At 46.7% G+C, this 22,076-nt stretch carries 22 protein-coding genes and 1 tRNA gene; 15 read left to right on the top strand and 8 right to left on the bottom strand.

What is annotated here, in order from left to right:
- The first annotated feature begins 101 nt into the window (after positions 1-101).
- From K1X45_RS02015 to K1X45_RS02005, 3 genes are all read left to right on the top strand, one after another.
- Positions 102-803 carry an SDR family oxidoreductase gene (locus K1X45_RS02015; RefSeq protein ID WP_220159659.1) on the top strand — a complete coding sequence of 234 codons (702 nt, stop codon included), beginning with the start codon at positions 102-104 and terminating at the stop codon, positions 801-803.
- A 226-nt stretch (positions 804-1,029) separates the two neighbouring features.
- Positions 1,030-1,115, top strand: a tRNA-Leu gene (locus K1X45_RS02010).
- Between the two features lie 105 nt (positions 1,116-1,220).
- The gene (locus tag K1X45_RS02005) at positions 1,221-2,606 is read left to right on the top strand and encodes a DUF6538 domain-containing protein (RefSeq protein ID WP_220159658.1); all 1,386 of its coding nucleotides are present in this window, start codon (positions 1,221-1,223) and stop codon (positions 2,604-2,606) included.
- A gap of 283 nt (positions 2,607-2,889) precedes the next feature.
- Here the strand turns inward: K1X45_RS02005 and K1X45_RS02000 are convergent, their stop codons facing one another.
- From K1X45_RS02000 to K1X45_RS01990, 3 genes are all read right to left on the bottom strand, one after another.
- A complete protein-coding gene (locus K1X45_RS02000) occupies positions 2,890-6,501 on the bottom strand; it encodes an SIR2 family protein (RefSeq protein WP_220159657.1) in 3,612 nt (1,203 codons plus the stop codon).
- Positions 6,502-6,608: 107 nt separating this feature from the next.
- The gene (locus K1X45_RS01995) at positions 6,609-7,706 is read right to left on the bottom strand and encodes an ATP-dependent RecD-like DNA helicase (protein WP_220159656.1); all 1,098 of its coding nucleotides are present in this window, start codon (positions 7,704-7,706) and stop codon (positions 6,609-6,611) included.
- Positions 7,703-8,881: a RecT family recombinase gene (locus K1X45_RS01990; RefSeq protein WP_220159655.1), complete on the bottom strand. Its 1,179-nt coding sequence runs from the start codon at positions 8,879-8,881 to the stop codon at positions 7,703-7,705. Before K1X45_RS01990 ends, K1X45_RS01995 begins: the two co-directional genes overlap by 4 nt.
- Before the next feature lie 38 nt (positions 8,882-8,919).
- Here K1X45_RS01990 and K1X45_RS01985 point away from each other — a divergent pair, with 38 nt between their 5' ends.
- From K1X45_RS01985 to K1X45_RS01975, 3 genes are read left to right on the top strand one after another with little or no spacing between them, the layout of a single operon-like run.
- Positions 8,920-9,387 (top strand): HNH endonuclease, encoded by a 468-nt coding sequence (locus tag K1X45_RS01985; protein ID WP_220159654.1) that lies wholly within the window; start codon positions 8,920-8,922, stop codon positions 9,385-9,387.
- Positions 9,372-9,683, top strand: coding sequence for a hypothetical protein (locus K1X45_RS01980; protein WP_113946222.1), 312 nt, complete (start codon positions 9,372-9,374; stop codon positions 9,681-9,683). The genes K1X45_RS01985 and K1X45_RS01980 overlap by 16 nt, the downstream gene beginning before the upstream one ends.
- 9 nt (positions 9,684-9,692) lie before the next feature.
- The gene (locus tag K1X45_RS01975; RefSeq protein WP_220159653.1) at positions 9,693-10,481 is read left to right on the top strand and encodes a hypothetical protein; all 789 of its coding nucleotides are present in this window, start codon (positions 9,693-9,695) and stop codon (positions 10,479-10,481) included.
- A 159-nt stretch (positions 10,482-10,640) separates the two neighbouring features.
- On the opposite strand, the gene K1X45_RS01970 is transcribed toward K1X45_RS01975, so the two are convergent.
- From K1X45_RS01970 to K1X45_RS01960, 3 genes are read right to left on the bottom strand one after another with little or no spacing between them, the layout of a single operon-like run.
- Positions 10,641-11,090, bottom strand: a complete 450-nt coding sequence (locus tag K1X45_RS01970) for a hypothetical protein (RefSeq protein WP_220159652.1) — start codon at positions 11,088-11,090, stop codon at positions 10,641-10,643.
- 24 nt (positions 11,091-11,114) lie between these two features.
- Positions 11,115-11,492 (bottom strand): methyltransferase, encoded by a 378-nt coding sequence (locus K1X45_RS01965; protein WP_220159651.1) that lies wholly within the window; start codon positions 11,490-11,492, stop codon positions 11,115-11,117.
- Positions 11,476-11,757 (bottom strand): hypothetical protein, encoded by a 282-nt coding sequence (locus K1X45_RS01960; RefSeq protein ID WP_220159650.1) that lies wholly within the window; start codon positions 11,755-11,757, stop codon positions 11,476-11,478. Before K1X45_RS01960 ends, K1X45_RS01965 begins: the two co-directional genes overlap by 17 nt.
- Positions 11,758-11,839: 82 nt before the next feature.
- Here K1X45_RS01960 and K1X45_RS01955 point away from each other — a divergent pair, with 82 nt between their 5' ends.
- The gene (locus K1X45_RS01955; protein ID WP_220159649.1) at positions 11,840-12,829 is read left to right on the top strand and encodes a hypothetical protein; all 990 of its coding nucleotides are present in this window, start codon (positions 11,840-11,842) and stop codon (positions 12,827-12,829) included.
- Between the two features lie 47 nt (positions 12,830-12,876).
- On the opposite strand, the gene dnaN is transcribed toward K1X45_RS01955, so the two are convergent.
- Positions 12,877-13,899 (bottom strand): DNA polymerase III subunit beta, encoded by a 1,023-nt coding sequence (gene dnaN / locus K1X45_RS01950; RefSeq protein ID WP_220159648.1) that lies wholly within the window; start codon positions 13,897-13,899, stop codon positions 12,877-12,879.
- A 7-nt stretch (positions 13,900-13,906) separates the two neighbouring features.
- Here dnaN and K1X45_RS01945 point away from each other — a divergent pair, with 7 nt between their 5' ends.
- The 7 genes from K1X45_RS01945 to K1X45_RS01915 all read left to right on the top strand — a co-directional run bounded on the left by K1X45_RS01945 (position 13,907) and on the right by K1X45_RS01915 (position 19,843).
- Positions 13,907-14,203: a phage major tail tube protein gene (locus K1X45_RS01945; RefSeq protein WP_220159647.1), complete on the top strand. Its 297-nt coding sequence runs from the start codon at positions 13,907-13,909 to the stop codon at positions 14,201-14,203.
- Between the two features lie 25 nt (positions 14,204-14,228).
- Positions 14,229-14,699 (top strand): hypothetical protein, encoded by a 471-nt coding sequence (locus K1X45_RS01940; RefSeq protein WP_220159646.1) that lies wholly within the window; start codon positions 14,229-14,231, stop codon positions 14,697-14,699.
- A gap of 105 nt (positions 14,700-14,804) precedes the next feature.
- Positions 14,805-16,589, top strand: a complete 1,785-nt coding sequence (locus K1X45_RS01935; protein ID WP_220159645.1) for a phage tail tape measure protein — start codon at positions 14,805-14,807, stop codon at positions 16,587-16,589.
- Between the two features lie 18 nt (positions 16,590-16,607).
- Positions 16,608-17,060: a hypothetical protein gene (locus tag K1X45_RS01930; RefSeq protein ID WP_220159644.1), complete on the top strand. Its 453-nt coding sequence runs from the start codon at positions 16,608-16,610 to the stop codon at positions 17,058-17,060.
- Between the two features lie 332 nt (positions 17,061-17,392).
- Positions 17,393-17,728 (top strand): hypothetical protein, encoded by a 336-nt coding sequence (locus K1X45_RS01925; protein WP_220159643.1) that lies wholly within the window; start codon positions 17,393-17,395, stop codon positions 17,726-17,728.
- A gap of 222 nt (positions 17,729-17,950) precedes the next feature.
- Entirely contained in the window at positions 17,951-19,210 is a 1,260-nt protein-coding gene (locus tag K1X45_RS01920; RefSeq protein WP_220159642.1) for a HEPN/Toprim-associated domain-containing protein, read from the top strand.
- A 408-nt stretch (positions 19,211-19,618) separates the two neighbouring features.
- Entirely contained in the window at positions 19,619-19,843 is a 225-nt protein-coding gene (locus K1X45_RS01915) for a hypothetical protein (protein ID WP_255560476.1), read from the top strand.
- A 2-nt stretch (positions 19,844-19,845) separates the two neighbouring features.
- On the opposite strand, the gene K1X45_RS01910 is transcribed toward K1X45_RS01915, so the two are convergent.
- Positions 19,846-20,745, bottom strand: a complete 900-nt coding sequence (locus tag K1X45_RS01910) for a LysR family transcriptional regulator (RefSeq protein WP_220159641.1) — start codon at positions 20,743-20,745, stop codon at positions 19,846-19,848.
- A 101-nt stretch (positions 20,746-20,846) separates the two neighbouring features.
- On the opposite strand from K1X45_RS01910, the gene K1X45_RS01905 reads away from it, so the two are divergent.
- The gene (locus K1X45_RS01905) at positions 20,847-22,055 is read left to right on the top strand and encodes an MFS transporter (RefSeq protein WP_255560475.1); all 1,209 of its coding nucleotides are present in this window, start codon (positions 20,847-20,849) and stop codon (positions 22,053-22,055) included.
- The last annotated feature ends 21 nt before the right edge of the window (positions 22,056-22,076 follow it).

The raw sequence follows: 22,076 nt of genomic DNA, 5'->3' as shown, positions 1-22,076 counted from the left end.
CAAACGGCACAATAATTATTATAACACTGACTATATAATACTTTACAGCAAAAGCATTTTCATGGCAGCTTCAGGAAAATTCAAATCGGGAGCGATAGAATATGGACGGAAAAGTAGCGATTATTACTGCCGGTGGTTCAGGCATGGGCGCAGCGGCAGCACGCAAACTGGCGGATAACGGCTATAAAATTGCTGTTTTATCCTCATCTGGCAAAGGTGAAGCGCTGGCAAAGACCTATGACGGCATCGGCGTAACCGGCAGTAACCAGTCCAATGATGACCTGCAAAAACTTATCGACAGCGCGCAACAGAAATGGGGTCGCGTAGACGTATTGGTGAATAGCGCGGGACATGGTCCGCGCGGCGGTCTGCTGGATTTTTCTGATGAAGACTGGCATCGCGGTATGGATGTGTATTTGATGAATGTGGTGCGGTCTGTGCGACTGGTAACGCCAATCATGCAGGCGCAGAAAAGCGGTTCGATCATCAATATCTCGACATTTGCAGCCTTTGAGCCGGATCCGGCTTTTCCGGTTTCCAGTGTGTTCCGTGCAGGCCTCGCCTCCTATACCAAGCTGTTTGCCGACAAATATGCCGCCGACAATATCCGCATGAATAATATTCTGCCGGGCTTTATCGACAGTCTGCCGGAAAAGCAGGAATTTAAAGACCGTATTCCGATGCAGCGCTACGGCACCGAGCAGGAAATTGCCGAAACCATCGCATTTCTAGCGTCTGACGGTGCGGGTTATATTACCGGCCAGAATATCCGCGTTGACGGCGGCATTACGCGTTCAGTTTAAGATTATCTTGCCGCGGCCGGTATAGTCCGGCCGCTGCCACTCTTATGTGATGTGAGTTACATGAAACTAAATTATTGATTTCAATCAATATTGATTTTTGCAAAATATATTTATGCCGAGTGATATTCCGGCAGATTTTTCACTCAGCACACAATCTGCGCCTTGACTTCCGCCAGCAAATCACGGATCAAAAGGCAGGTTTCAGGTGCATAAATCATCTTGCACTGCGGACGTGGAGAAATCGGTAAACTCAGCAGACTTAAAATCTGCCGCTCTTAGAGCTTGCGGGTTCAAGTCCCGCCGTCCGCACCACCCCTCCACCTGCATTTATTGTTTTTATTGAGCTTTTTCATTACGATTTGACAAAGCTATTTCATTCTGCAATTTTCTGTACCGGATTTCGTACCGGAAACTGTGATGGAAATGCAGCGGATGAAGACTCTGAAGGCGCGCTATAAAACTGGCAATCATCCTGATCGCTATCTGTCACAGCGAGGCGGGAAGTATCAATATAAACGGCATGTGCCGGAAGAAGTGAAGCACCTTGATACCCGTGCGCCAGAGATTCGTATCTCATTAAGAACCAGTGATCTGGCTAAAGCGAGAGCATTGCGCGATGTCCACGAGGAGGCAGACAACATCCTTTGGGCTTCACTAACGATGAATGCGGATAGTCCGTGGGAGAAGCATGAGGCGCGTATACGCCTTGCACGGGCTATGGGCTTCAGCCATCGACCGGCTACCGAAATTTCAACCGGTTCGATCGAATCTATTCTTGAGCGCATTGAGGCTTTACCAAAGGGTTCACAGTCAAAGCCCGCCATAGAGGCCATCCTTGGGGATGAGGATACGCCTTGCGTATCCGTGCGTGATGCATTCGATATCTATGTTGAAAAAATTGAGGCGCATAAGTTGCGCAGTAAAAGTGCAAACCAAAAGATCCGGTGGCGCCAGAGTAAGCTGCAGTCAATCCTGAATTTTATAGAGGTATGCGGGAACCTCGACATTCATCTGATCACCAGGGCTGAGGCTCGTAAATATTACGACCACTGGATGCAAAAAATTGCTCCTATGGATGGCCAAGGCACGCACTCACCAGATACTGGCAATCGTCGCCTCGGTGATATGAGTGAGCTTTACAAAGCCTATTTCACATACATTGAAAATCCGGACAAAGAGAATCCATTTGAGGCTCTCAGATTTAAGCGAACCGGTAAACTGCGTCGTAAGCGCCTTCCCTTTTCTCATGAATGGATAACAAACAAACTGCTGAAGCCGGGAGCATTGGCCGGCTTGAATGATGAAGCCAGAGGGATATTCCTCGTCATGGCCAATATCGGCGCGCGCCCAAGTGAGATCGCCAACCTCTCGACTGAGAGGATCATACTGGATCATGAAGTCCCTCACATTAAAATTGAGCCTGATGATGATCCGGATGATCCTCGTGAAATTAAAACGGAAACGTCGATCCGCATCATCCCACTTGTTGGACTGGCACTTGATGTAATGAAAAAGTATCCAAACGGGTTCCCGCGTTATCGCGACAAGGGTGACACTCTCTCAGGCGCCGTTGGAAAATATCTGCGTGAAAATAAATTATTCGAAATGCCGCGGCAAACATTCTATTCGCTGCGGCACTCCTTTGAAGATCGAATGAAGAACGCAAAGATTGATGCGGAAGTACGTAAAATTTTGATGGGGCATTCCATCGATCGGCAAAGCTATGGCGAAGGTGGATCACTCAAACTTCGTCAAGAGGCTATGCAAGCAGTGAGCCTGCCTTACGATCCCGTGATCGTTTAAGTCTGTCATGTACTGCTGACATTTTATTTTCAGCAGTACGCAAATGCTCCAGTTCCTGTTCTAGCCGCTCATATATTGGGAGATAAATATGACCTTTATCTCCCATGAAAACCATGATCTCGGCCAAACGATCGAGCGCATTGTCTATCCGCTCTGGTGTTACAATCATCTCATAGGTTCCATAATTGGAGGGGGTATTTAACCAAAGTATGCTGGTAAATATTCCAGTCAGAAAAGGTGGACTTTGCTTACAGATAAAACAAAGCCCAAGATGCCATTTGGATTATTTATATTGTGTGGTACGTCGTTCTAAAGACTGAAATCTTCGATCAATTTTAATATTATTATCTGCAGCATAAATACGATCAAGTAACTCTGCTACATGATAATTAGTTTCTCCTTCTGTCCCACAGACTAACCAAAGCAGGTCAAGAACAGATGCAGGGAAATTCTCTGGCACTTTACTCTTTATAATCCAGTGAAGTCCCGCCAACTCACCTGAACCAACATGAAAGTATGGTCTTAATCTAGCGCAAGCTTCAGGAAAAATTTGACCTGCATATGCCACTAAATAAAAAAAATGACGATTATGAGCCTTATCAATATAGCGACGCTCCTTTGGCCATATGAGGTCAAAGAATGGGAATATAGTTTTCTCCCAGACCTTGGCTGGTTCATGTTTCAAATTCTGTATCCATCGCACAAATGCATCAAGCATACCGGAGCGGATATAATTAGGAGCTTCTTTTAACGCTTGCCTTACATCAACAAAGTTAATACCCCATCCATCAGAATTATCGCCGTGTAGTGTGTGAATGGCTGGTCGCAACACACTTAATGCAGTCTGCGTAGAGAGGTTTGAATTTACTCCTCCTTCAACAACTCCAAGCAACACAACATCACGCGCAAATTTAGTTATTTCAGGTGTGATATTGCTATGAGAAACTAATACTGCGCGCAATGCACGCGCTTCATCAGTATTTTGATTAAGCAACGGTATCAGATATTTCACAGCCAACGCTTCATCAGCGTGCAGTATAAATGCAAGATCATGAATTAAAGCCGAACGGGCGATTACTCCAACTTGGCTTTTGTCCAGAGATATAGAAATTAACCGTTCACACTGACGTTTCAGGTTCGGTCCACTGTTCTTAATTGTATGATTTAACTCGGAAAGGAGTACGTGAACGAGCCTACCTGCCGAACAATTTATGGCACGCTCATAAATATTTCGCTTAAAGTCGACCTGCTGGTCAGTTTTTTTGATTGCAGCCCAAAGCCGATCACACCAATTCTCTAAGTTAGAGATATCTCGTCTCGGCCCTGAGACTAAAGTTTCTACAATATTGCTTGCAAGGATTTCAAGAGAGGAATCATCAAGCTTTTCAAGGTGAGCCAGAGCTTGAACAATCAAAACGCGACCTGTATCCTCTTGTTTTGGATCATTTTGATACGCTAATAATGGAAGAAAAATATTCCACAATTCGAGATTAGAGCCTTCTAATGAAGAGCCCTTCAGTACTTGAAACGCCCCCTGTAGGTCAGAACGACAATAATTTTCCCACCCCATTTTCTCATGTATATTAGGGCTACGAATTAAATCTGTTGCAACTTTTAGACGATCCGCAGGTTCAGCCTCAATAATTTGACTGCTATCACCTTCAACAGTGGTGATTCCACTACTGTAAGAATTGAAAAAATCGCTATCCTCAACCTTTCGATTTAGATATGAATGTCGTATTACTATTGCTTCAAGCTCCGCACGTCCTTGCTCAGAGAGTACCTCGGCCTCATCGAGCATGTTGAGATGTAACCACACTTTAATATCTAGAGAGTGTTTTCGCCAATCAACCTCTCCTTCAGCTATTGAATAGCGAGAATAGTAGTCTTCACCAGTACTTAAAATACGCCTTACAACAGCATCTAGAATTTCGGGATCGGCCTCAGCAGCTCTGTCACGTAGCAGCAAGGCGAACTCCCGGCGGATGGTCCAAAAATCAGTTTCGTTCAGGTCAAGTAAGAGCTGTAACGCTTCATCTGCAGAGCACGTCTGTGTATTACGAGCAGCATGAAGCATTAGTCGTTTACCCAAACGGCCCGGTAATGAGCGCCATTGCGATATCAAGTCTTTAGTGCGGTTTTGATCCACAGCAATAGCTTTTGGTAGACCTTGCACTATCATACTAAGAAGAAAAAGCATTCCATTGTGATGCTGATTTTGTTTATGCCTCTCAATAGAAGGCACTGTATAATCAGTGATATCGTAATCTTGTAAGATTAACTCAATCTCTACTGCCTGGTACAATGTAGATCTTAGGGATTCAGTGCATAGTTCAAGGACGCGCAACATATGTTCTTCGCGTTCAATCAAAGTCTCAATAGTTTGGTTCGCGTCATATTCATCAGTAACTATTAATTCTAACGATACATATTTTGAAATACGCAAGTTGGAACTGTGCACATCCTCTGGTGTAACATAGGGCCGCCTTGCTCTTAGCACAGGTGTAAGAAGCGCTATAGCTTGTGTTAATTCACGATCTAGAATCAAACCACTTCCAAATGCATGCTTAAACTCTAGAGCTCCACGATCGAATATGCGATGTCCAACGTGACTATCTGGTTTCGTTAAAAATAAAAGGCGCCATAACTTAAGCCAGAAAGGTGAGACTGAAGGAGTTTGCCTTAAAAACTGATCGAGCTTTGCAAGAAAATCACGTTCAAGAATATTACTCCACTCAATGGCAACCATATAACGTTGCCGGTCTTCAAAATTGCGGGCAACCCAAGAAGCGATCACCCTGGATGCATCTGTTTTGGTCCATAATTTATTCTCATTAAGTAAGTGAAACCAGCTTGGATCGGTCACAGCTGTAATAACAACCGGCCAAAGATCGTTGTGATCTGATAAAAGCCAAGAAAGTTCCCTTAACTGTTGAGGGGAGATATCAGCATTTTCCCTGGAGAGCATTTGCTTTGTGCGCTCAGCACTCAATAGCTGTGGAGTCTCAACAAGGTCTGCTAGTTGCGCAAGATCTTGCCATAGCGGCGAATGATCTTCTCCTCCAGTCTGGGGATTGCGTTTACAATATGCTAAGGGGGTAACTGCTAATGTACCCCACCTCGCTTCTGCTTCACTAGGATCATGCTCGAAGGTATCGAACGCATAAACCGGTTTCAAATCGGGAAAGCGTGCTCGATCAGATTCAAGTACATTGAGAAAATAACGTACCGGAGCATCGTTAGCACTATAACCAATCAGAACAATTGTTTTGCAACGGGCAAGGTCAAAGAGAAAACGGGAAGCCCAGCCTGATCGCATATAAGCATCACCGTAATCTGCACTAGTCAGAATGAGTGGCGTTGAATCCAGATCAAGCTGCGTGTCTTCTAACCTACCGTGAATGTGAATGACGCCAGAAAAACTTGCTCCTCCTGGGGCAGGCAATGACTGCCCTGCATAACTGGGTGTTCGAATATTCTCTGCTAAACTCTCAGAAGCGCGCTCAAGCAAAGTGTCGAAATTGGTAGTAACAACGACAATTTTGTTATTAATATCACGTGAAAGTCTTAATACAATGTTGTGTTGATTGAGGTTTATATTATCTGGAACCGCGAGTAATTCTGAGACGGTGCTGATCATGTTCTCAGGCTCAGCTAAACGGCGGCTAAGTGATCCTAGAACCTCTTCATATCGTCCTCCTATGAAAGAGCTTTCCTCAGAAGGATTTTTGTCGATTCCTAGTTTGCTATATGTATCTGCAACCAATGTTGCAAAACCTGGCAGCTGCGGCGCACTAATACCTGCACCACATAAAAATACTACTTCACCAGCCTTTAGCGCCTGAATAAAAGGACGAGGGAATTCGGGGCCAAGATTAGAAAAGCGCAAAGCCATAACGAAACCTTTCAATAATTCGATTATCTAAAGCGAATTCACACTGCGATTTATTGTTTTTACTCATAACTGATTCACAGGATTTTACTTCAATCATAAGGCCGACTTTAAATAACAAGCGTTAGGTGTTCGGCTGCCCGTGTGACTGCGGTGTAAAGCCAGCGTGCTCGGTCATCACGAAACACGGAGGATTCATCGAACACACAGACGTTGTCCCACTGAGATCCCTGTGACTTGTGGCAGGTAATGGCATAGCCGTAGGTGAACTGTTGAGTTCCGCGGAGCTCTGAATATGGAAGCTGAAGAGCAGCAGCTTCATCTTGAAAAAACTCTTTTCGGACTTGAACCTTAAACGCTCTACGATCTGAGTCCGGATCATCAAGCAGCAGGTTAACCTTGGTTTTATGAAGCCGACTTTCCTGCACTCGTAGAATGTCGCCATTGAATATCTTGACGAGCTTATCGTTCCGAAGACAGATCAATGGTTCGCCCTTATCGGGTGTGCTTTTCGTGTGGCCTGCCAGTTCTCTGAGCCGGTCATTGTACCTTTGCCGCGTATCATTACGGCCTACGATAACCATATTGGCATGGGTGACAGCATGGGGATCTAGGTGTTTCCGCTCGGTGACAATCAAGCCATCGGTCTGCATTTCATCAAATTTCGTAGTACCGGTTCTGATTTGAGTAGCGAGCCAGATGATAGGTGACTCCGCCGCTTGGCGATGCACTTCTGTCAGCATGTGATCGGGCTTGCCTGATGTGAAATAACCACCGCCAGTTACAGGTGGAAGCTGTGCTGGGTCACCAAGGACAAGAACGGGGATATTAAACGCGAGCAGATCTTTACCAATCTCCTCATTCACCATAGAGCACTCGTCAATCACAATAAGACTGATATTCGACAAGTCAGATGAAGGACGGCGCTGGAAACGCACTTCCCCATCTTCCATTTCCTGCGGCGAATAGATTAACGAGTGAATTGTTCTTGCCCCAACACAGCCTTTGGACTGCATCACTCGTGCGGCCTTGCCGGTGAAGGCAGCAAAAGCCACCTTCCCTCTGGTATTTCTTGCAAGGTCGATTGCAAGTGTAGTTTTACCTGTGCCGGCATAGCCGGCCAGATAAAAGACAGGTTTGGAACGCGTGCGCATCCATGCACTACACTTAGCAAGCGCGCTCTCTTGTTGTGGAGACCAGCTTCTCATGATGGATCCCTCCACCCTTTGAAGCCTTCCATCTCTTCACCTAACGCATTAAGTTTGCGGATGGAGGTAATGCGGGTATAAAAGCCCCCCCTGATGTACTTGATGGCCTCTTCCATACACTCAGAAAGTTTGCTCATGTAATGGCGATTGTATTTGTCTGCCGCCAGATTGTTGGCGTTGGCCTTACGCAAGAGCACCACTTCATCTTGTAATCTACGGAGTTCGCCTTTCATGCCACCCGACATAGTGACATCAGGAAGTGGGGCGTAATCCTCATCAACCTTAGGCAGAACATTTGTCTTTACCGGTTCCTGTTTCTGCTTTTGCGCATGGGCTTTTTTGCCGGATTGTTCCTGCACCGGCTGACCATTTTCAATAGGCTGCATTTCCTTGGCCTGAGATGCAGTGAACGGCAGAGCTTCAGATTGCTGATGCGAAATAGAGCGTGCTGGTTCATGCTCAAGGACTTGTCCAGTAAACGGATTTACCCGTTCGGCAACACGTTGCTGACTGTAATCAAACATCTCATCCTGACGCTCAATTAATGCACGGATCTTGTCGTTGTTAATTGAGATGTACTTTGCGCCACGACGAAGTACCGACTTACGATACATTTCGGTTGGCCAAGTGGTCCATGCCGGACTATTCGGCGCCTTTGATGCTTTTCGCACTGCCTCAAAGTCAGCCATTGTCATAACTTCCGTGTGCATTACACGGCGCAGATTGTCACGAAACACTGCGTAACCACCAATGATAGCTCCACGTTCTTCAATTGAGGCAAAGCGATCTGGCTTATGGCTCAGCGCATCTGGATCCGCCTCGTCATAAATAAACTCGTCATTCTTATGAACGACACTACAAGCAATCGAGAATACCCCACCAAGTTCTTTCATGCGTTTGATGATGCCCATTACCATTGGTTGGTAGTTGGCCAAGAAAACGCCGCTGGAATTTTTATAGGGTAAGATAACGGCTTCTTTTGAATCTGGAACAAGACCATCAGCTGCACATTTTGAAATCTCGCGGCGAAGGCTTTCCTCAGAGCATTTCAAAATGTCAGGGTTTTGCTGAACAGCAATCAAGAAGACCGATTTAAGCCTGTCGAATGTCTGACCATTATCAATGACAAGCGGCTCAACGACGGCGCGGATGTTGTCAAGTATGCGTCCACGCAATGCACGAATTCGATCTCTGACATTGAGACGGTGATCTCATGTCATGGGGCCGCTTATCGAATTACCAGCAGCGTAAATTAAACAAAGCCTTTGAACGTGCTGACAAAGAAGCAGCACTGAGAGAACAGAACGGTCGGTGCAAATACTGCCTTGACCCTCTCTCTGTTAAAGCAGCCACCCGCGATCATGTAATCCCGCGGGTGGCAGGTGGTCTAAACCACAAAGAAAACATCGTCGCCGCATGTGCGCCCTGCAATCAAGCCAAACCCATCATGAGCAAAGGTGGGCGCCCGGAATTGTTTCCAAATAAGTTGGCAGCAGTTGAAGCTGTGATGTTGCACCTCGTACGGTATGTGAACGGCCATCTTTACCGGCACGGTGAGGTTGCCGGCGAGACAGCCGCGACAGCAGATGCTGCGTTCAATCAGGTACTGAAACAAAAAGGTAAGACGCGGGTCATTACCGTTGCATACAGGGGGAAAAGCTCCAGATGTCAACGCAAGTAAATGGCAAAGGCAAACACTCAGAACGCGATCTCTATGTAGCTTGGGTGCTGTGGCTCATAGGAATGTCGGAGCCCAAAATTGCAACGGTTCTTATGAAGCGACCAAAGCAGATTTCTGGGATCATCAATAGATCACCCTACGCCAACCGCTCTGCGATGAGTGATGATGAACGTCAAGACAAGCTCAATGAGCTGCTGCTGATCAGAATAGATAGTAGCGGTCAGCCGGTCGATGGTGGCCTCCTGGACCGAATACCAATGCAGGTTATTCAACTCCGAGGCAGGCAAAAGAAATAAGGGATTGATATGACTGTAAACAAAAGACTTATCGACCGGCTGAGATTAGTAAAGGAGCAGGCGGCAGCTGAACCAAAAGCTGGCGTTCTGCCCTTGGTCGCGTTCTACGGCCGTGATCCGGCATCGGAAGTAACGCGTACCAAAATGTACGATATGATGTCGCGAGCTATGGCTGCAGACATGATTATTGCTCCTCCTTTGGCACAGCAAAACAATTACCTGTACCTTGACATGCAAGATGCCATCACCATCCTCAACGCCAAGGCCAGCCCGATTGAATTTTTAGTATCCAATGGAGAGATGGAACTTGGCGAGGATGAGGATGGTATGGGCGGTGTCAGATTTCACACAGCAATCCGGTTCCGCGATCTTGTTAATGGAGCGCAGATCAAGGGATTGAAGTCAGCAAATCTGGATGGTGTTGGCGGCGGCGGTTCTGCTCCGATCGATATCATGGCGTACCAAGTAGACTGCAGAAAGATACTGCGAAGGTTACGCGAAATCGTCAGAGAAGAATGGGTTTACCGAATGCTCGAAGCTGTTGTCGTCATGGATGAATGGCTGGACTTATGGCCAGAAGGACGCAGCTCGGACAAGCGTGGTGTGAAACGTAAGCAGAGATTGAAGACAATCATTGCTTTGCACTACGGATTAGATATCGCAGCTAAGGCGTTGGGGTATATGAATGAAGAAGCATTCATTCAGAGGTGGCATCAGGGGCCGCCCGTGATACCGCAGTCAGTACGTCATCATATGCGGGATCCCAGGGTTGCAAACCAGCTCGCACTGCTGACATAGCGAGACGCTCGGTAAGTGTAAGCTCTCGCTTTCCTCTATATGTAAGGCTGGCCGTGGTGGTATTTTTGATACCAATCTTCTGGCCAGCCATCAGAACCTGCTTGTTGTGAAAGCCCATGCGTGTAGCCCAAGCTCGAAATAGCGGTTCAATATAAGCCATTATGTTTCCTCATAATCTTCTGTGATCGCTTCAGCGATTTTAAAATTCTCGTCGTTACGAGCAATCAATTTAGCCAGAACGTGAACGGAATGCGGAATGTCCTGTTCACCATCCAGCCACTTCATAACCCGATGCTGTGGCACGCCGGCAATTTCAGCAAAGTATGTCGGGGTGATGTTGATATCGTTCAGAACATTGGCAAGTTCAGCACCGGTCAGTCGGCGGTATCCGCCTGCCTTACGGGTATCAATTGTCCGGCTGTTGTAGAGACGAATAACTGCCTCCATTGCGGCAATCTCTGCAGAACGCTCATCATTGAATAGCTCAATGCCCCCGTCCCTTGTCCGCACCAATGCTGGTACGAGGCCTGGCAGAGAAAACTGACCCGCAAATTTATCATTACGAGGCAATGCCTTAGCGATTAGTTTTGAAGATGGTTTCTCTGCCATAATATGTACCCTATGAGCTATAGTTTAGCCGACGGCCGGCCAGGTTGGGCGACCGTAACGACTGCCCTTTGTTCCATTCTTACTGACAACGATGAAGCCGGTATTAACATTCGTTCCAACAGACGAGAATGAGTTCGGCGGCAAGTCGTTCCAATTAGCCCCCATGTCCTCCATTATCTGACGGAAAGCAATCGACTTTTTGGTTTGTCGAAACTCAGTACCGGCAGACATAATCGCTACAAGCTGGCCATCAGGCTTGAGAAAATTAAGAGCATGCACAACGTGATCAATGTCTCGCTCACGATCAAATGGAGGGTTCATTACGATTAAATCATATTGCCCTGTCGTTACAGGATCTATCTGGAGAAAGTCGGCATTGATTACCTTACCAAGCCCACACATTCAGATCAATGATCCGTTGTCGTTCCTTAATGTAATCATCGAAAGGAACCTTGCTGATTGGAGTCATCGCGATACGTGTCGATACTGTGTGTGCAGCGTTGTAAGCATTAGTGTTTGGAAATGCTCGGCGTGCCATGGCGATGGCTTCCACTTCCATTTCATATGCCTGTTCAATGGCGGAATGTGCAGTCTTAAACATTTCAATTGCTTGATTACGAGCAGTAACGATCTGCTCAATGGTATCTCGTGGAATAATAGCGTTCATGTTTTCTCCAGTGTGCCATATGTGGCGGATTTATTTTGTCCTATGTATTAAAAATGAGCTTTAGATTCGGCGGGGTAATAAAATGACTAATCAAAAATCAAACAACGTAAAAAGAGAAGAGATGAGCAACATCATTACAATTTTCTCGTTGCTTTTCTTTGCCATGCTGCTTTGGTTTGCAAAAGATTATTTCGCAAATATATTTAAGATAGACTCAACATTATTATTCCTTTTTGGAATGTTTACAGTACTAATGATGTACTTAGTATACATCAGAAATACAATTCCTTTGGATGAAGATGAAGTTCTAAGAGCAAGTGCTGATGAAATAGAAAACACAGAAAGGCGAATACTCTCCTCTGCGGAATCTATGATTCAATCTGCAATTGAGGAGAAACTTAATAATAAAAATATCCTTAGTCCAACTATCAAAGAAATAGTGAATGAAGATTTAATATTATCAATCGACCATTCATTGCGTGAACGGATAACAACAGAAGCTAAGCCTATGAGACTGTTGTCTTACATGGATAAAACAACTTCTGAAATGAGAATACGTTTAGAGGCGGCAGGTCACAGAGAAGAAAGACAAGCTGCTCGCGCAAGAACATATGCATTTATAGCAGCATATACGGGGATATTTTTCGCCATCATTAGAGTCGGTTTAAGCCTCATTGATAAAACGACTTTGCTACCGCTGTTTAACATTATTTCCCCTAATTTCTCTGTATGGCCATACATATTATCAAGTGCGGCTCCCTGGGTTGGGGTAATTCTAGTTTGCGAATTCACAGCAATACTGCTTTTTAAAGACAGCAATGGGTGTAGCAGGCGTCAGAGATACTTCAGTGAAGCCTATGTCGAATTACGAGATCGTCACATGGCTTTAAGAACGATAATCGAATATGGCACACCCGAGCAAATTACTGCCTCAGCACGATCAATGATTATTTACAACGCACATACCAATGAGGCTGTTAAAGATACCGAAACTATATCCGCTTCAGCGAGGTTCATAGAATCTTTGACCGGCCTTTTTAAAGAAACGGCGGATAAGCTCGGTTCCAAATAAATATGTGTAGCGTGGCTGAAATCATGACAACCACGCTACACATAACTTCATACACGTACCGGCATGAGTACGTACGTTACTGCATCGTCCTTCGTGTCCTTAAATAACGCAGGTGTACCCGCATCACCGAAGAGCATTTTTACATCACCATCGATTAATGAGAGCATGGCCAACAGGTAGTCGCAGTTAAACCCGATGAGCAAATCAGTCTTATTGAATGCAACAATCTCTGTTGTTGCCGATCCGAAATCCTTATCGGTGCAAGTGAATGATAAAGCTTCGGGTTTGAGGTGAAGATTGACCTGCTTGCTTTCAGAAAGAATTGCAGACGCCTGCTTAATTCCGGCGATCATATCCGAAGCCATAGCAGCGGCCGGATGATCATTGCCGGTTGGGACGACACGGATATAATCAGGGAACTTCCCATCAATCACCTTGGACTCCAAAACTTCATCCTCTCCAACAAGGAATGAAACTCCGATATCCGCGACGGTGATGAGCGTACTTTCTGGGCAGGACTTTCGACTTAATAGCCGCAATAGCTCAATGATCGTTTTACGCGGAATGATCACACCAGTATCAGGCATAGCCTCACTTCCATCCGGCGCAGGCAACTCATAGCGTGCTAAACGGTGACCGTCGGTCGCAGCGAATGTCAGCTCATTACTGTGGTCTGGGGTGTGCATATAGACCCCGTTCAAATAATAGCGTGTCTCCTCTGTGGAGATTGAAGGAGCCACCTTTGACAAAGCCTTATGCAACTGCATTGAGGAAATTTTGAAAGAGCAATTTGATCTCTCAATTGCATACCGGAATGACCCTTCCTGATCAGCGACGGGAAAATCGCTGGTATCATGATCATGCTTGAGGTCGAGGTTCAGCCCGCCAATTACAGCGACTACCCTGCTGTCCTCTTTGACAAGCATCACATGAGATGATGCTTTTACTTTCTTGATTGTATTGAGAAACTTATTTGCATCGATGATACATTCGAAATCACGGGTGACATCGCCAGGGACAAACTTTGCAGTATAAATATCAAGGTCTGTTCCGGTTAACCCTGACATCATGAAACGTATGGCACTTGCCCCGGGCAAGACCACGCGTGTTTTCTTTCGCGGCGGTGTTCTGCGTGAGCTTGACGGCGGCATTGCTCCACACGTCTGTGTTGTCGAAGGGGCGATCAATGGTGGCACGCGCGATCGTTGGCAGCGCGGTGAAAAATCAGGCATCGAATTCGTCATGAATAGCCTGAAATATTTTCGCTATGAAGCTGATTCAGATGTCATTCATGAGCTTCAGGCATGGCCGCCTAAGCGTATCATCGATGGCGTAAACCAGCTGGCCGATCTTAATCGCGCACTCGGCTACTAACATACATTTCTGATTGGAGACTGGAATGAACCGGGTCACGAGAGCCTTGACGGCTGAGGAAATCGCGAGGGTGGAAGCTCGTACAACCAAACAGAACTATGTGGGAGAGGAACAGAAAGCCTCTCCCACATTTGTTTCCAATGATGATAACGCGCGAAAAATAACTATCCCTCTGGAGTTTCCAGTCAAATACGAAGGTGTCACTTACGAAGAGATCACTGTTCAACGACCAATTCTTAAGGTCTGGAAGCAGTATTTGCTCGACTGTGCAGAAGCTGTGCAAAAATACGGGCTTGGCGCGGATGATGACATTGATCAGCCTTGGGTCAGCGCACCCGCGTGGGTAATCAACCATCTCGATTTTGTTGATGGCAGCCGTGTTGAGGCGGCACAAGAAGGTTTTTTCGCTGCACTTCCTTCATCACAAGCGGTGGAGGAAGCACGGCTATCAAATTCAATGCCAGATATCACTGGCGAGAACTCGCCTTCCGGGTGATGCGCGAAAGCAAAGGCGGCATAACCTATCTGGCAATCCTCGATATGACATTTCATGAACTCGTCTACCTCTGGGAGGAGACAGTTAAATTCAAGTAGGTGAGCGATGGTTACGCGTACAGCAGCACTCCGCCTGCAGTTAATTGACTCCGCATCAGGCCCTGCCAAAGGTACAACAGCTGCACTGAAAGGTCTGGAGAAGACGCTTTCCAATCTTGGTAAATCTGGGACTCCTGAAGTCAGGAAACTTGGCAAAGAGTTTGACTATCTCCAGCGTAAATCAAAAGCTGTCGGTGAGTTTCGTGAGCTTCGTAGAGGCTTAAAGGACACCTCCCGCGAAATGCAGGCTGCTCAGGCGAATGTCCAGCGGCTTGAGCGTGCATTACAAGCCGCCACGAAACCCACAAAAAAGATGGAAGCTGATTTACGATCAGCTCGTTCAGCCCTCAAGCTGGCGACCTCTGCTTTTCGCGAACAAGGCGCAGCAGTGCGCAATGCAGAAAACGCATTGCGTTCTTTCGGACTTGCAGGACGGACGGGCATCGCTCGTTCTCAGCGTGAAATCCGGAGTCAGCTGGCTCAAACCATCAGAAAGATGAGAGAGCTTGACCGCGAGGCACGTAAACCTCGACCGCAACGCGGTGGCGGAGGACAGCGCTCAGTCGCGGTTGAATCCGCTATCGCTGCTGGTGGTGCGGCAACCGTTCACACAAGTAAACGTGCTGCAGCCAAAGGCTTTAATGATGCGGTCGAATATAACCGTGCCAAGGCTTATCGTGATGCGTTGGGTTATGACGTGTTTAACCCCAGCGGCATCAACAGCATGAACAAGCAGGCTGAGCAGATCGGTAAGGACACACGTTTCACAAACAGTGACGTTGTCTTGGCGCAGACAAGCGTCCTGCAGGGCGGTGTACGTGATGCAAAACTGATCATGAACATGGTCGGTCCTATTACCGATTACGCACTCGCCATGGGGGTAACCCTCGAAGAGGCTGCTGAAACGATCCGCTCTTCATCTCAGATCCGAAACATCCCTATGGAGGATATCGAGGGGATCAAGTCTTTCGTGGACCAGATTGTATGGATGGCTAAGAACGCCGGTATGAACGACTCCGACGTACGTCAGTACATCCGTTATGGCGGCGGTGCTATGCGATCAGTTGGCCTCTCAGATCCTGTGGCAAACGCAATCGGCGTCATCATGAGGCGCTCTGGTTATGCCGGCGATGAAGCTGGTGTTTTCACACGTACCGCAGCTGCGAAACTCGGTGCTCCAACAAACCCTGGGCGCTTAGCATTGCAGGCAATGGGTCTTAATTTCGATGATTATGTAACTCAGCCAGATGCTTTCAAAGTACGCGGCATCGATAAAATGATGCAAGAAAACTTTGGCCTCCGGATTGACAAGGCATTGCAGGACAAGATCACACAGTATCTTGATAATGCTACTTACTTCAACGACGAGCTCAATGAAGATATGCCTGTCGGTAGTGACCGAGGTCAGTTTACTACTGGTGTCATGGATTTAATGGAGCCCGTTCTCAAAGGAATGACTCCTAAAGACCGAGCCGCAGTAGCCAAGAAGCTTGGTGATTTCCATAAATTCAGCGCGGAGAGCGTGGATTCTGAACAGTTATTGATGGACATCATTAAGTCCAGTCCAACACTTGCTCAGCTCAATGCGTTCTTTACACAGAGACAGGGTTCACGAGCCAACATCTTATCCCAAAGATTCCCTGAGTTCTTGCAAGCCATTGAGCTGATGAAGAACACGCCCGAGGGTATTACCAATAAGATTGGTACCAAAGCCAATGAAGGCCTGTATGGGGATTATACCCGTGCAACCGGCGCCATCGAGAATGCGCTTAACCTTTGCCGTAATCGCTAATTCATTTGGAGTATAAAAATGTACAGTAAGCTCTTCGCCTGTGCGGTACTGGTTCTTGCGGCAGTTCTGCTCGTTCCATATTTTGCGATGGCTCAGGATATCGGCACGCAAGTCAGCCTCGATCCGCTGATTGACAGCTTGTATCCATACGTTCTCACCATCGTCAGTGCGATCATTGCTGCTGCAACGGCATGGATTACAAAGAAGATCAATGAATGGACAGGGATTTCAATTGAAGCCCGGCACCGTGAAGCTCTGCAATCCGCATTGATGAACGGCGCACGATACATTGCTGCCGAACATAAGCCCACCGGTGTATCGGTCGATTTAAAAAACAGGCACCTTGCGGCAGGTGTACGCTTTGTTCGGGACTCCGTACCCGATGCCATCAAGCATTTCGGTCTCACAACTGAAGATATTGAAAAACATCTGATCCCTAAAATCAGTCAGCTCGTGGCCGAAAGCAAATGAGCGCACTCTCAATCCTCACAGTCCTCCTGAAGCTCGCTGCATTTTTCGCGCGGCGAGCTGAGCGACTGGATATTGAAAAGGCAGTCCTCAATGAAATTGAGAGCATCCATTCCAAGCGCGTCGATCGCGCTGTCAGCGCTCGTGATGACGTCAATGCTGGTCGGGTGCCAGTCGATAAGCCTGACCCCTACCAAAGGGACTGAGGCGGCTATCGCAAATGATGTCTGCCGTGCGTGGCAACCAACAACCTACTCCAGCCGCGACACTCCCGAAACACGGCAGGAGGTAAAAGCAAATAACGCGGCAAGAACCGCTTACTGTGGGGACATGAAATGAGCTGGCAAGATCTCCTTCGCGACTTCGGAGTTAATCCGGAAGTCTTCATTGCCGGTGGTGCCGGTGGTGTCCTTCGAGCACTATCCCGCAAGAAGATTAGCCTCGTTGAACGAATACTGTCTCCACTATCGGGAGCTCTGGCTGCTGCCTATCTTACAATTCCGGTCGTGCATTATGCTGTGAAACTCGGCTTCCCTACACCAGATGACCCACAACCTGCTGTACTGGCGACAGGCTTTCTTGTCGGTACCAGTGCAATGTGGATTAGCGACATTGTCTTCGCAGTGATCACCCGGCGCTTAGGGCTGAGAGAAATTAAAATAAATAATTGATTTATGCCCCGCTGCCATTATTGGTGGCGGGGCTTTTTTGCGTTTTTGATACTTCAATTATTAAGCTGGATACATAGCATAATTCATTATTAAAAAAACAAGTTCATTAGTATTCTAGGATAAAACAATTCTGATAAACATTTTAGGTTACTGACTATTAAACGATAAGTATTTTTTGATTATAACGACAAATAGCAACATTAGAGAATCTGGGAAAAACTTGTGGGAACTTTAATCGAGTTAACGGTTGGCGGTTTAGGTATTGATTGGTCAAAGAACCGTCTTGGCAATGATCATGGTCCACTATTTCAGGATCGTGATAATGCTTTATATAATTCTGAAGACGGCTCATCGTTTAGTGGCGACATCCAAACATCTGAATACACAGCATTTATTCGACCATTATCTCAAGTAATACCGAGACTGAATTTATTAGGTATCACCATCGATACAGCACGACATGCCTATAATGCTAACATAACTCAGTTGAATCAGTTCAATTTAGATAACGAAGAAAATGAAGTAAATTATTTAAGCTTTGATGATTATTGTGAGTTAATTAAAAAATTCCCTATAAAATCATTAGACACCAAACCTAATAGTGATGATGAAAAATCTAAAAAACGCTTTCTGAAATATAAAAAACAATTAGAACGAATACCGTATGATGATCGTGATGATTCATACTGGTCGGAATTAAGTTATTTTGGAACTGTATTCAACATTCTACCTCCTTATGAAATGTTACAAGTTTACAATACATGTAAAGAAAATCACGATACACCAGTTGCGTGGGAGTATGGTCCCATCGTTGAGGCAGGTTATGTGCTCCCGGAGGAAATCAAAAGCGGCGCTGGACGTAAGAGTAGAATACTGATTGTTACTGAAGGGTCTTCAGATGTTCATATATTACAGCACGCCTTGAAATTATTACGACCGGACATTGTTGATTTTTTTCATTTCATAGATGTTAAACAAAGGCACCCGTTCTCAGGAACAGGAAACTTGGTCACCTTTGCTGAAGGTCTAGTAAAAATTGATATCGAAAATAAAGTGATTTTTATATTGGATAATGATGCTGAAGGTTACAGCACGCTTCTAAAAATGGAAAAGCTTAATTTCCCATGCAATATGCGTGCGATGATATTACCAGAAATAGAGTCTTTCAAAGATTTTATAACTTATGGGCCTGACGGTATTTTTAAAAGCAATATCAACAAGCGCGCGGCAGCTATAGAATGTTATCTTGATTTAAATCTAAAGTCTTATCCGGAAGCACATGTTGTATGGAGCAACTTTAAGGCAGACATCAAAAAATGGCATGGTGCGTTGGCACATAAAGATAGCTATTCAAAAAAATTTCTAAAACTCAGAGCCTCTGATTTAGCAAATAACTCATATGATATCTCTAAACTGGAAATACTGCTTGCAGCAATTACGCATGAAGCAATTTTGATTGCTTCACATAGCCAAGAACTCTAACTCATCTTCCTCCCCGCCTGTTATAAATGGCGGGTTTTTGTATTTTATTGGCTGATCTGCGTAGTAAAATTGTGATGGAAAACGTACTGGAAATTGTACCGGAAATAATTGAATGCAATTCCGTAACCATTTGATTTTATTTACGTACATTATCAGGTTTAGGTCGCGCCGTCCGCACCAGCTGTTTCAATGATTTAGCTGGTGCTATTATTTAAGCGTTCCTATACGCCTGTTCTGCGTACGTTTTCTTAAAGTTATCCCCGCGAATCCCTATGAAATATTTTTGCTGGATTAAGTGAATTGACTTTCACTTCAACTTAGAACATTTAATGAACAAACTATAAGATTTCGGCAAAAGGGAATATCTGAAACTTTGCGCACTCGTTTGCGCCACGGATTTGTTGTGCCATGCGTAAGCCAGAAACGATTGAACGCCTATACCTCGACTTTGACGGCTTCTTCGCCAGCGTTGAACAGCAATGCGACAAGCGCCTGCGCGGCAGGCCGGTCGGTGTTGTACCGTTTGTCTGGACAGACCGCACGGCAGTTATTGCTTGTTCGAAAGAGGCTAAGGCTTATTTCGTGAAAAACGCCATGCGAATTTTGGCCGTTAAAGCGCTTTCAGATTTTTGACACTAAACTTCTGCCTGTACTTCTCTGCCTCTTGCCATATCCAGAAAGCCGGCGAGGTAATCAATCTTTTCTTCACCGTCCCGAACACCGAGATGAATGTTTTTCATGATGCCTTTTGGACCGAGGCGAATGGACTTAAGTGGAAGCTCTGCTCCCTCCTCGCGCAACAACCAATCGGGAACCACACTAACACCGCGTTTGGCAGCGACCAGTTGTAACATCAACTCAGTAGTTTCCGCAGTCCTGTGGCGGCGCGGGCGGCAATGGCCGGGAACGAGGAACTGTGTGTAAATGTCCAGCCGCTCAAAGCTCACTGGGTAAGTTATCAACTCCTCGTCCGTCAGATCATCGGGAAGTGCAATCCTCTGCGTTGCGAGACGATGGTCAGCATGAACCGCTAACACAAGCTCATAACCGAACACCGGCGTGTAACGCAGACCGGGCAGTTCAATCGGATCAGGCGTAATCAGCACATCAATCTCGTAATTGACGAGCGCGTTGATACCATTGAGGGGAAAGCCGGTGCGTAGTTCGAATTCCACATCCGGCCACGCTGTCAGATAAGGGGCTGTTACTCGCATCAACCACTTCTGACATGGATGACATTCCATACCGACCCGCAACACGCCACGCCTTCCGGATGCATAATCCGCAAGAACCCTCTCCCCTTGTTCAATCTGGGGCAGCACGCGCTGAGCCAGTGCAAGAAGATATTCCCCAGCCTGCGTGAGACGTAAATTGCGCCCGTGTTTCATCCAGATTTTGATCCCATGCCGCTCTTCCAGCTTGCGGATGAGATGACTCAACGCCGGTTGAGTGACATTCATGCGCTCGGCAGCGGCTGTCAGACTGCCGAGGCGGTCGACCTCCCGAAGAATGGTAAGGTGTTGACGGTCAAGCATTTATTATTCCTGCTAATGGAAACATGAGTTTTGAACATTTCTGTTTATGATAAAATATCGGTAGAGCTATTGCTAATCATTAGTTTCTTTAAGGTATCAATATGATCGGCAAATCCATGATGCATCGGCAAGTCTTCCTGCTTGCTGTCGCACAAGCCTTGTTCCAAACAGTTTCCGTGCTCGTCATGACCATTGGCGGTCTGGCTGGCAGCTTGATTGCACCACGTCCGGAGCTGGCGACAATGCCCATCGCCGCCATGTTCCTTGGAACAGCAGTGGTCACTTTCCCAGCCTCGATGTGGATGACCCGTGTTGGCCGGCGTACCGGCTTCATAGCGGGTGCTTTGATGGGGATCGCGGGCGGCCTTATCGCAGCGCTAGGCATATGGTTCAGCTCTCTGCTCGTCCTCTCCCTAGGAACCTTCTGTGTTGGCGCATATCAAGCCTTTGCACAATTCTATCGCTTTGCCGCAAGCGAGGTCGCCGATGAAGCGTTTCGGCCACGTGCAATTTCACTCGTGCTGGGGGGCGGCGTGCTCGCGGCGCTAGCAGGACCTTTGCTCGGCCGGCTTGGCGGCCCCTTGCTCAGCCCGGAATATCTCGGCTCCTTCCTCCTGCTGGCCTTGGTTTCGCTAGCGGCAACCGGCATCTTGTTCGGCCTGCACATTCCGAATTCAACAGTCAGCACTCATGCCAATACAGAGAAAAACCGGTCTTGGAAGGAGATCGTTATCCAGCCGACCTATCTCGTAGCATTATTCGGGGCTCTGACCGGATATGGCATCATGATTCTTGCTATGACAGCCACCCCGCTGGCTATGACCCATCATCAGCATGATCTGACGGACACGGCTACCATCATCCAGCTCCATGTACTTGGGATGTTTCTGCCATCTTTCTTCACCGGATCGCTGATCGCCAGATTTGGCGTGCTAAAGATTATGATGACAGGGCTGCTATTGTTCGCCGGACATGTCACTATGTCACTGACCGGAACTAGCTTTGGCTCTTTCGCAGGAGCGCTCATCCTGCTTGGGATCGGCTGGAACTTCCTCTACATTGGCGGCACTGCCCTGCTAACGAGCACCTATACACCAGCCGAGAAGGGCAAAGCACAGGCCATTAACGATATGACCATATTCATGGTGGGTCTGGCCTGCTCCTTCAGCGCCGGCGCTTTATTGCAGACACTCGGCTGGCAAATGCTCAATCTTGTACTCCTGCCGTGGATGGCAGCGGCAGCGATGGCACTTCTCTGGTTTGGCTGGAAGCAGCGCAAGACCATCAAAATTGCACAGGTGGCTGAGTAAATGTGATAAACAGACAATCTA

Origin of the sequence: Pseudochrobactrum sp. Wa41.01b-1, from assembly GCF_019464455.1 — a bacterium.
In the GTDB taxonomy this organism is placed as follows: Bacteria; Pseudomonadota; Alphaproteobacteria; order Rhizobiales; family Rhizobiaceae; genus Pseudochrobactrum; species Pseudochrobactrum saccharolyticum.
This window is presented reverse-complemented; position numbering and strand designations above follow the sequence as displayed.

Coding starts and splice junctions, on each gene's coding strand:
- K1X45_RS01965 (WP_220159651.1), bottom strand. CDS start 11,492: ATGTGTGGGCTTGGTAAGGTAATCAATGCCGACTTTCTCCAGATAGAT.
- K1X45_RS01940 (WP_220159646.1), top strand. CDS start 14,229: ATGAACCGGGTCACGAGAGCCTTGACGGCTGAGGAAATCGCGAGGGTG.
- K1X45_RS01980 (WP_113946222.1), top strand. CDS start 9,372: ATGTCAACGCAAGTAAATGGCAAAGGCAAACACTCAGAACGCGATCTC.
- dnaN (WP_220159648.1), bottom strand. CDS start 13,899: ATGATGTCAGGGTTAACCGGAACAGACCTTGATATTTATACTGCAAAG.
- K1X45_RS02005 (WP_220159658.1), top strand. CDS start 1,221: ATGGAAATGCAGCGGATGAAGACTCTGAAGGCGCGCTATAAAACTGGC.
- K1X45_RS01975 (WP_220159653.1), top strand. CDS start 9,693: ATGACTGTAAACAAAAGACTTATCGACCGGCTGAGATTAGTAAAGGAG.
- K1X45_RS02000 (WP_220159657.1), bottom strand. CDS start 6,501: ATGGCTTTGCGCTTTTCTAATCTTGGCCCCGAATTCCCTCGTCCTTTT.
- K1X45_RS01995 (WP_220159656.1), bottom strand. CDS start 7,706: ATGAGAAGCTGGTCTCCACAACAAGAGAGCGCGCTTGCTAAGTGTAGT.
- K1X45_RS01925 (WP_220159643.1), top strand. CDS start 17,393: ATGAGCTGGCAAGATCTCCTTCGCGACTTCGGAGTTAATCCGGAAGTC.
- K1X45_RS01970 (WP_220159652.1), bottom strand. CDS start 11,090: ATGGCAGAGAAACCATCTTCAAAACTAATCGCTAAGGCATTGCCTCGT.
- K1X45_RS01910 (WP_220159641.1), bottom strand. CDS start 20,745: ATGCTTGACCGTCAACACCTTACCATTCTTCGGGAGGTCGACCGCCTC.
- K1X45_RS01905 (WP_255560475.1), top strand. CDS start 20,847: ATGATCGGCAAATCCATGATGCATCGGCAAGTCTTCCTGCTTGCTGTC.
- K1X45_RS02015 (WP_220159659.1), top strand. CDS start 102: ATGGACGGAAAAGTAGCGATTATTACTGCCGGTGGTTCAGGCATGGGC.
- K1X45_RS01930 (WP_220159644.1), top strand. CDS start 16,608: ATGTACAGTAAGCTCTTCGCCTGTGCGGTACTGGTTCTTGCGGCAGTT.
- K1X45_RS01935 (WP_220159645.1), top strand. CDS start 14,805: ATGGTTACGCGTACAGCAGCACTCCGCCTGCAGTTAATTGACTCCGCA.
- K1X45_RS01955 (WP_220159649.1), top strand. CDS start 11,840: ATGACTAATCAAAAATCAAACAACGTAAAAAGAGAAGAGATGAGCAAC.
- K1X45_RS01915 (WP_255560476.1), top strand. CDS start 19,619: ATGCGTAAGCCAGAAACGATTGAACGCCTATACCTCGACTTTGACGGC.
- K1X45_RS01985 (WP_220159654.1), top strand. CDS start 8,920: ATGTCATGGGGCCGCTTATCGAATTACCAGCAGCGTAAATTAAACAAA.
- K1X45_RS01945 (WP_220159647.1), top strand. CDS start 13,907: ATGGCACTTGCCCCGGGCAAGACCACGCGTGTTTTCTTTCGCGGCGGT.
- K1X45_RS01960 (WP_220159650.1), bottom strand. CDS start 11,757: ATGAACGCTATTATTCCACGAGATACCATTGAGCAGATCGTTACTGCT.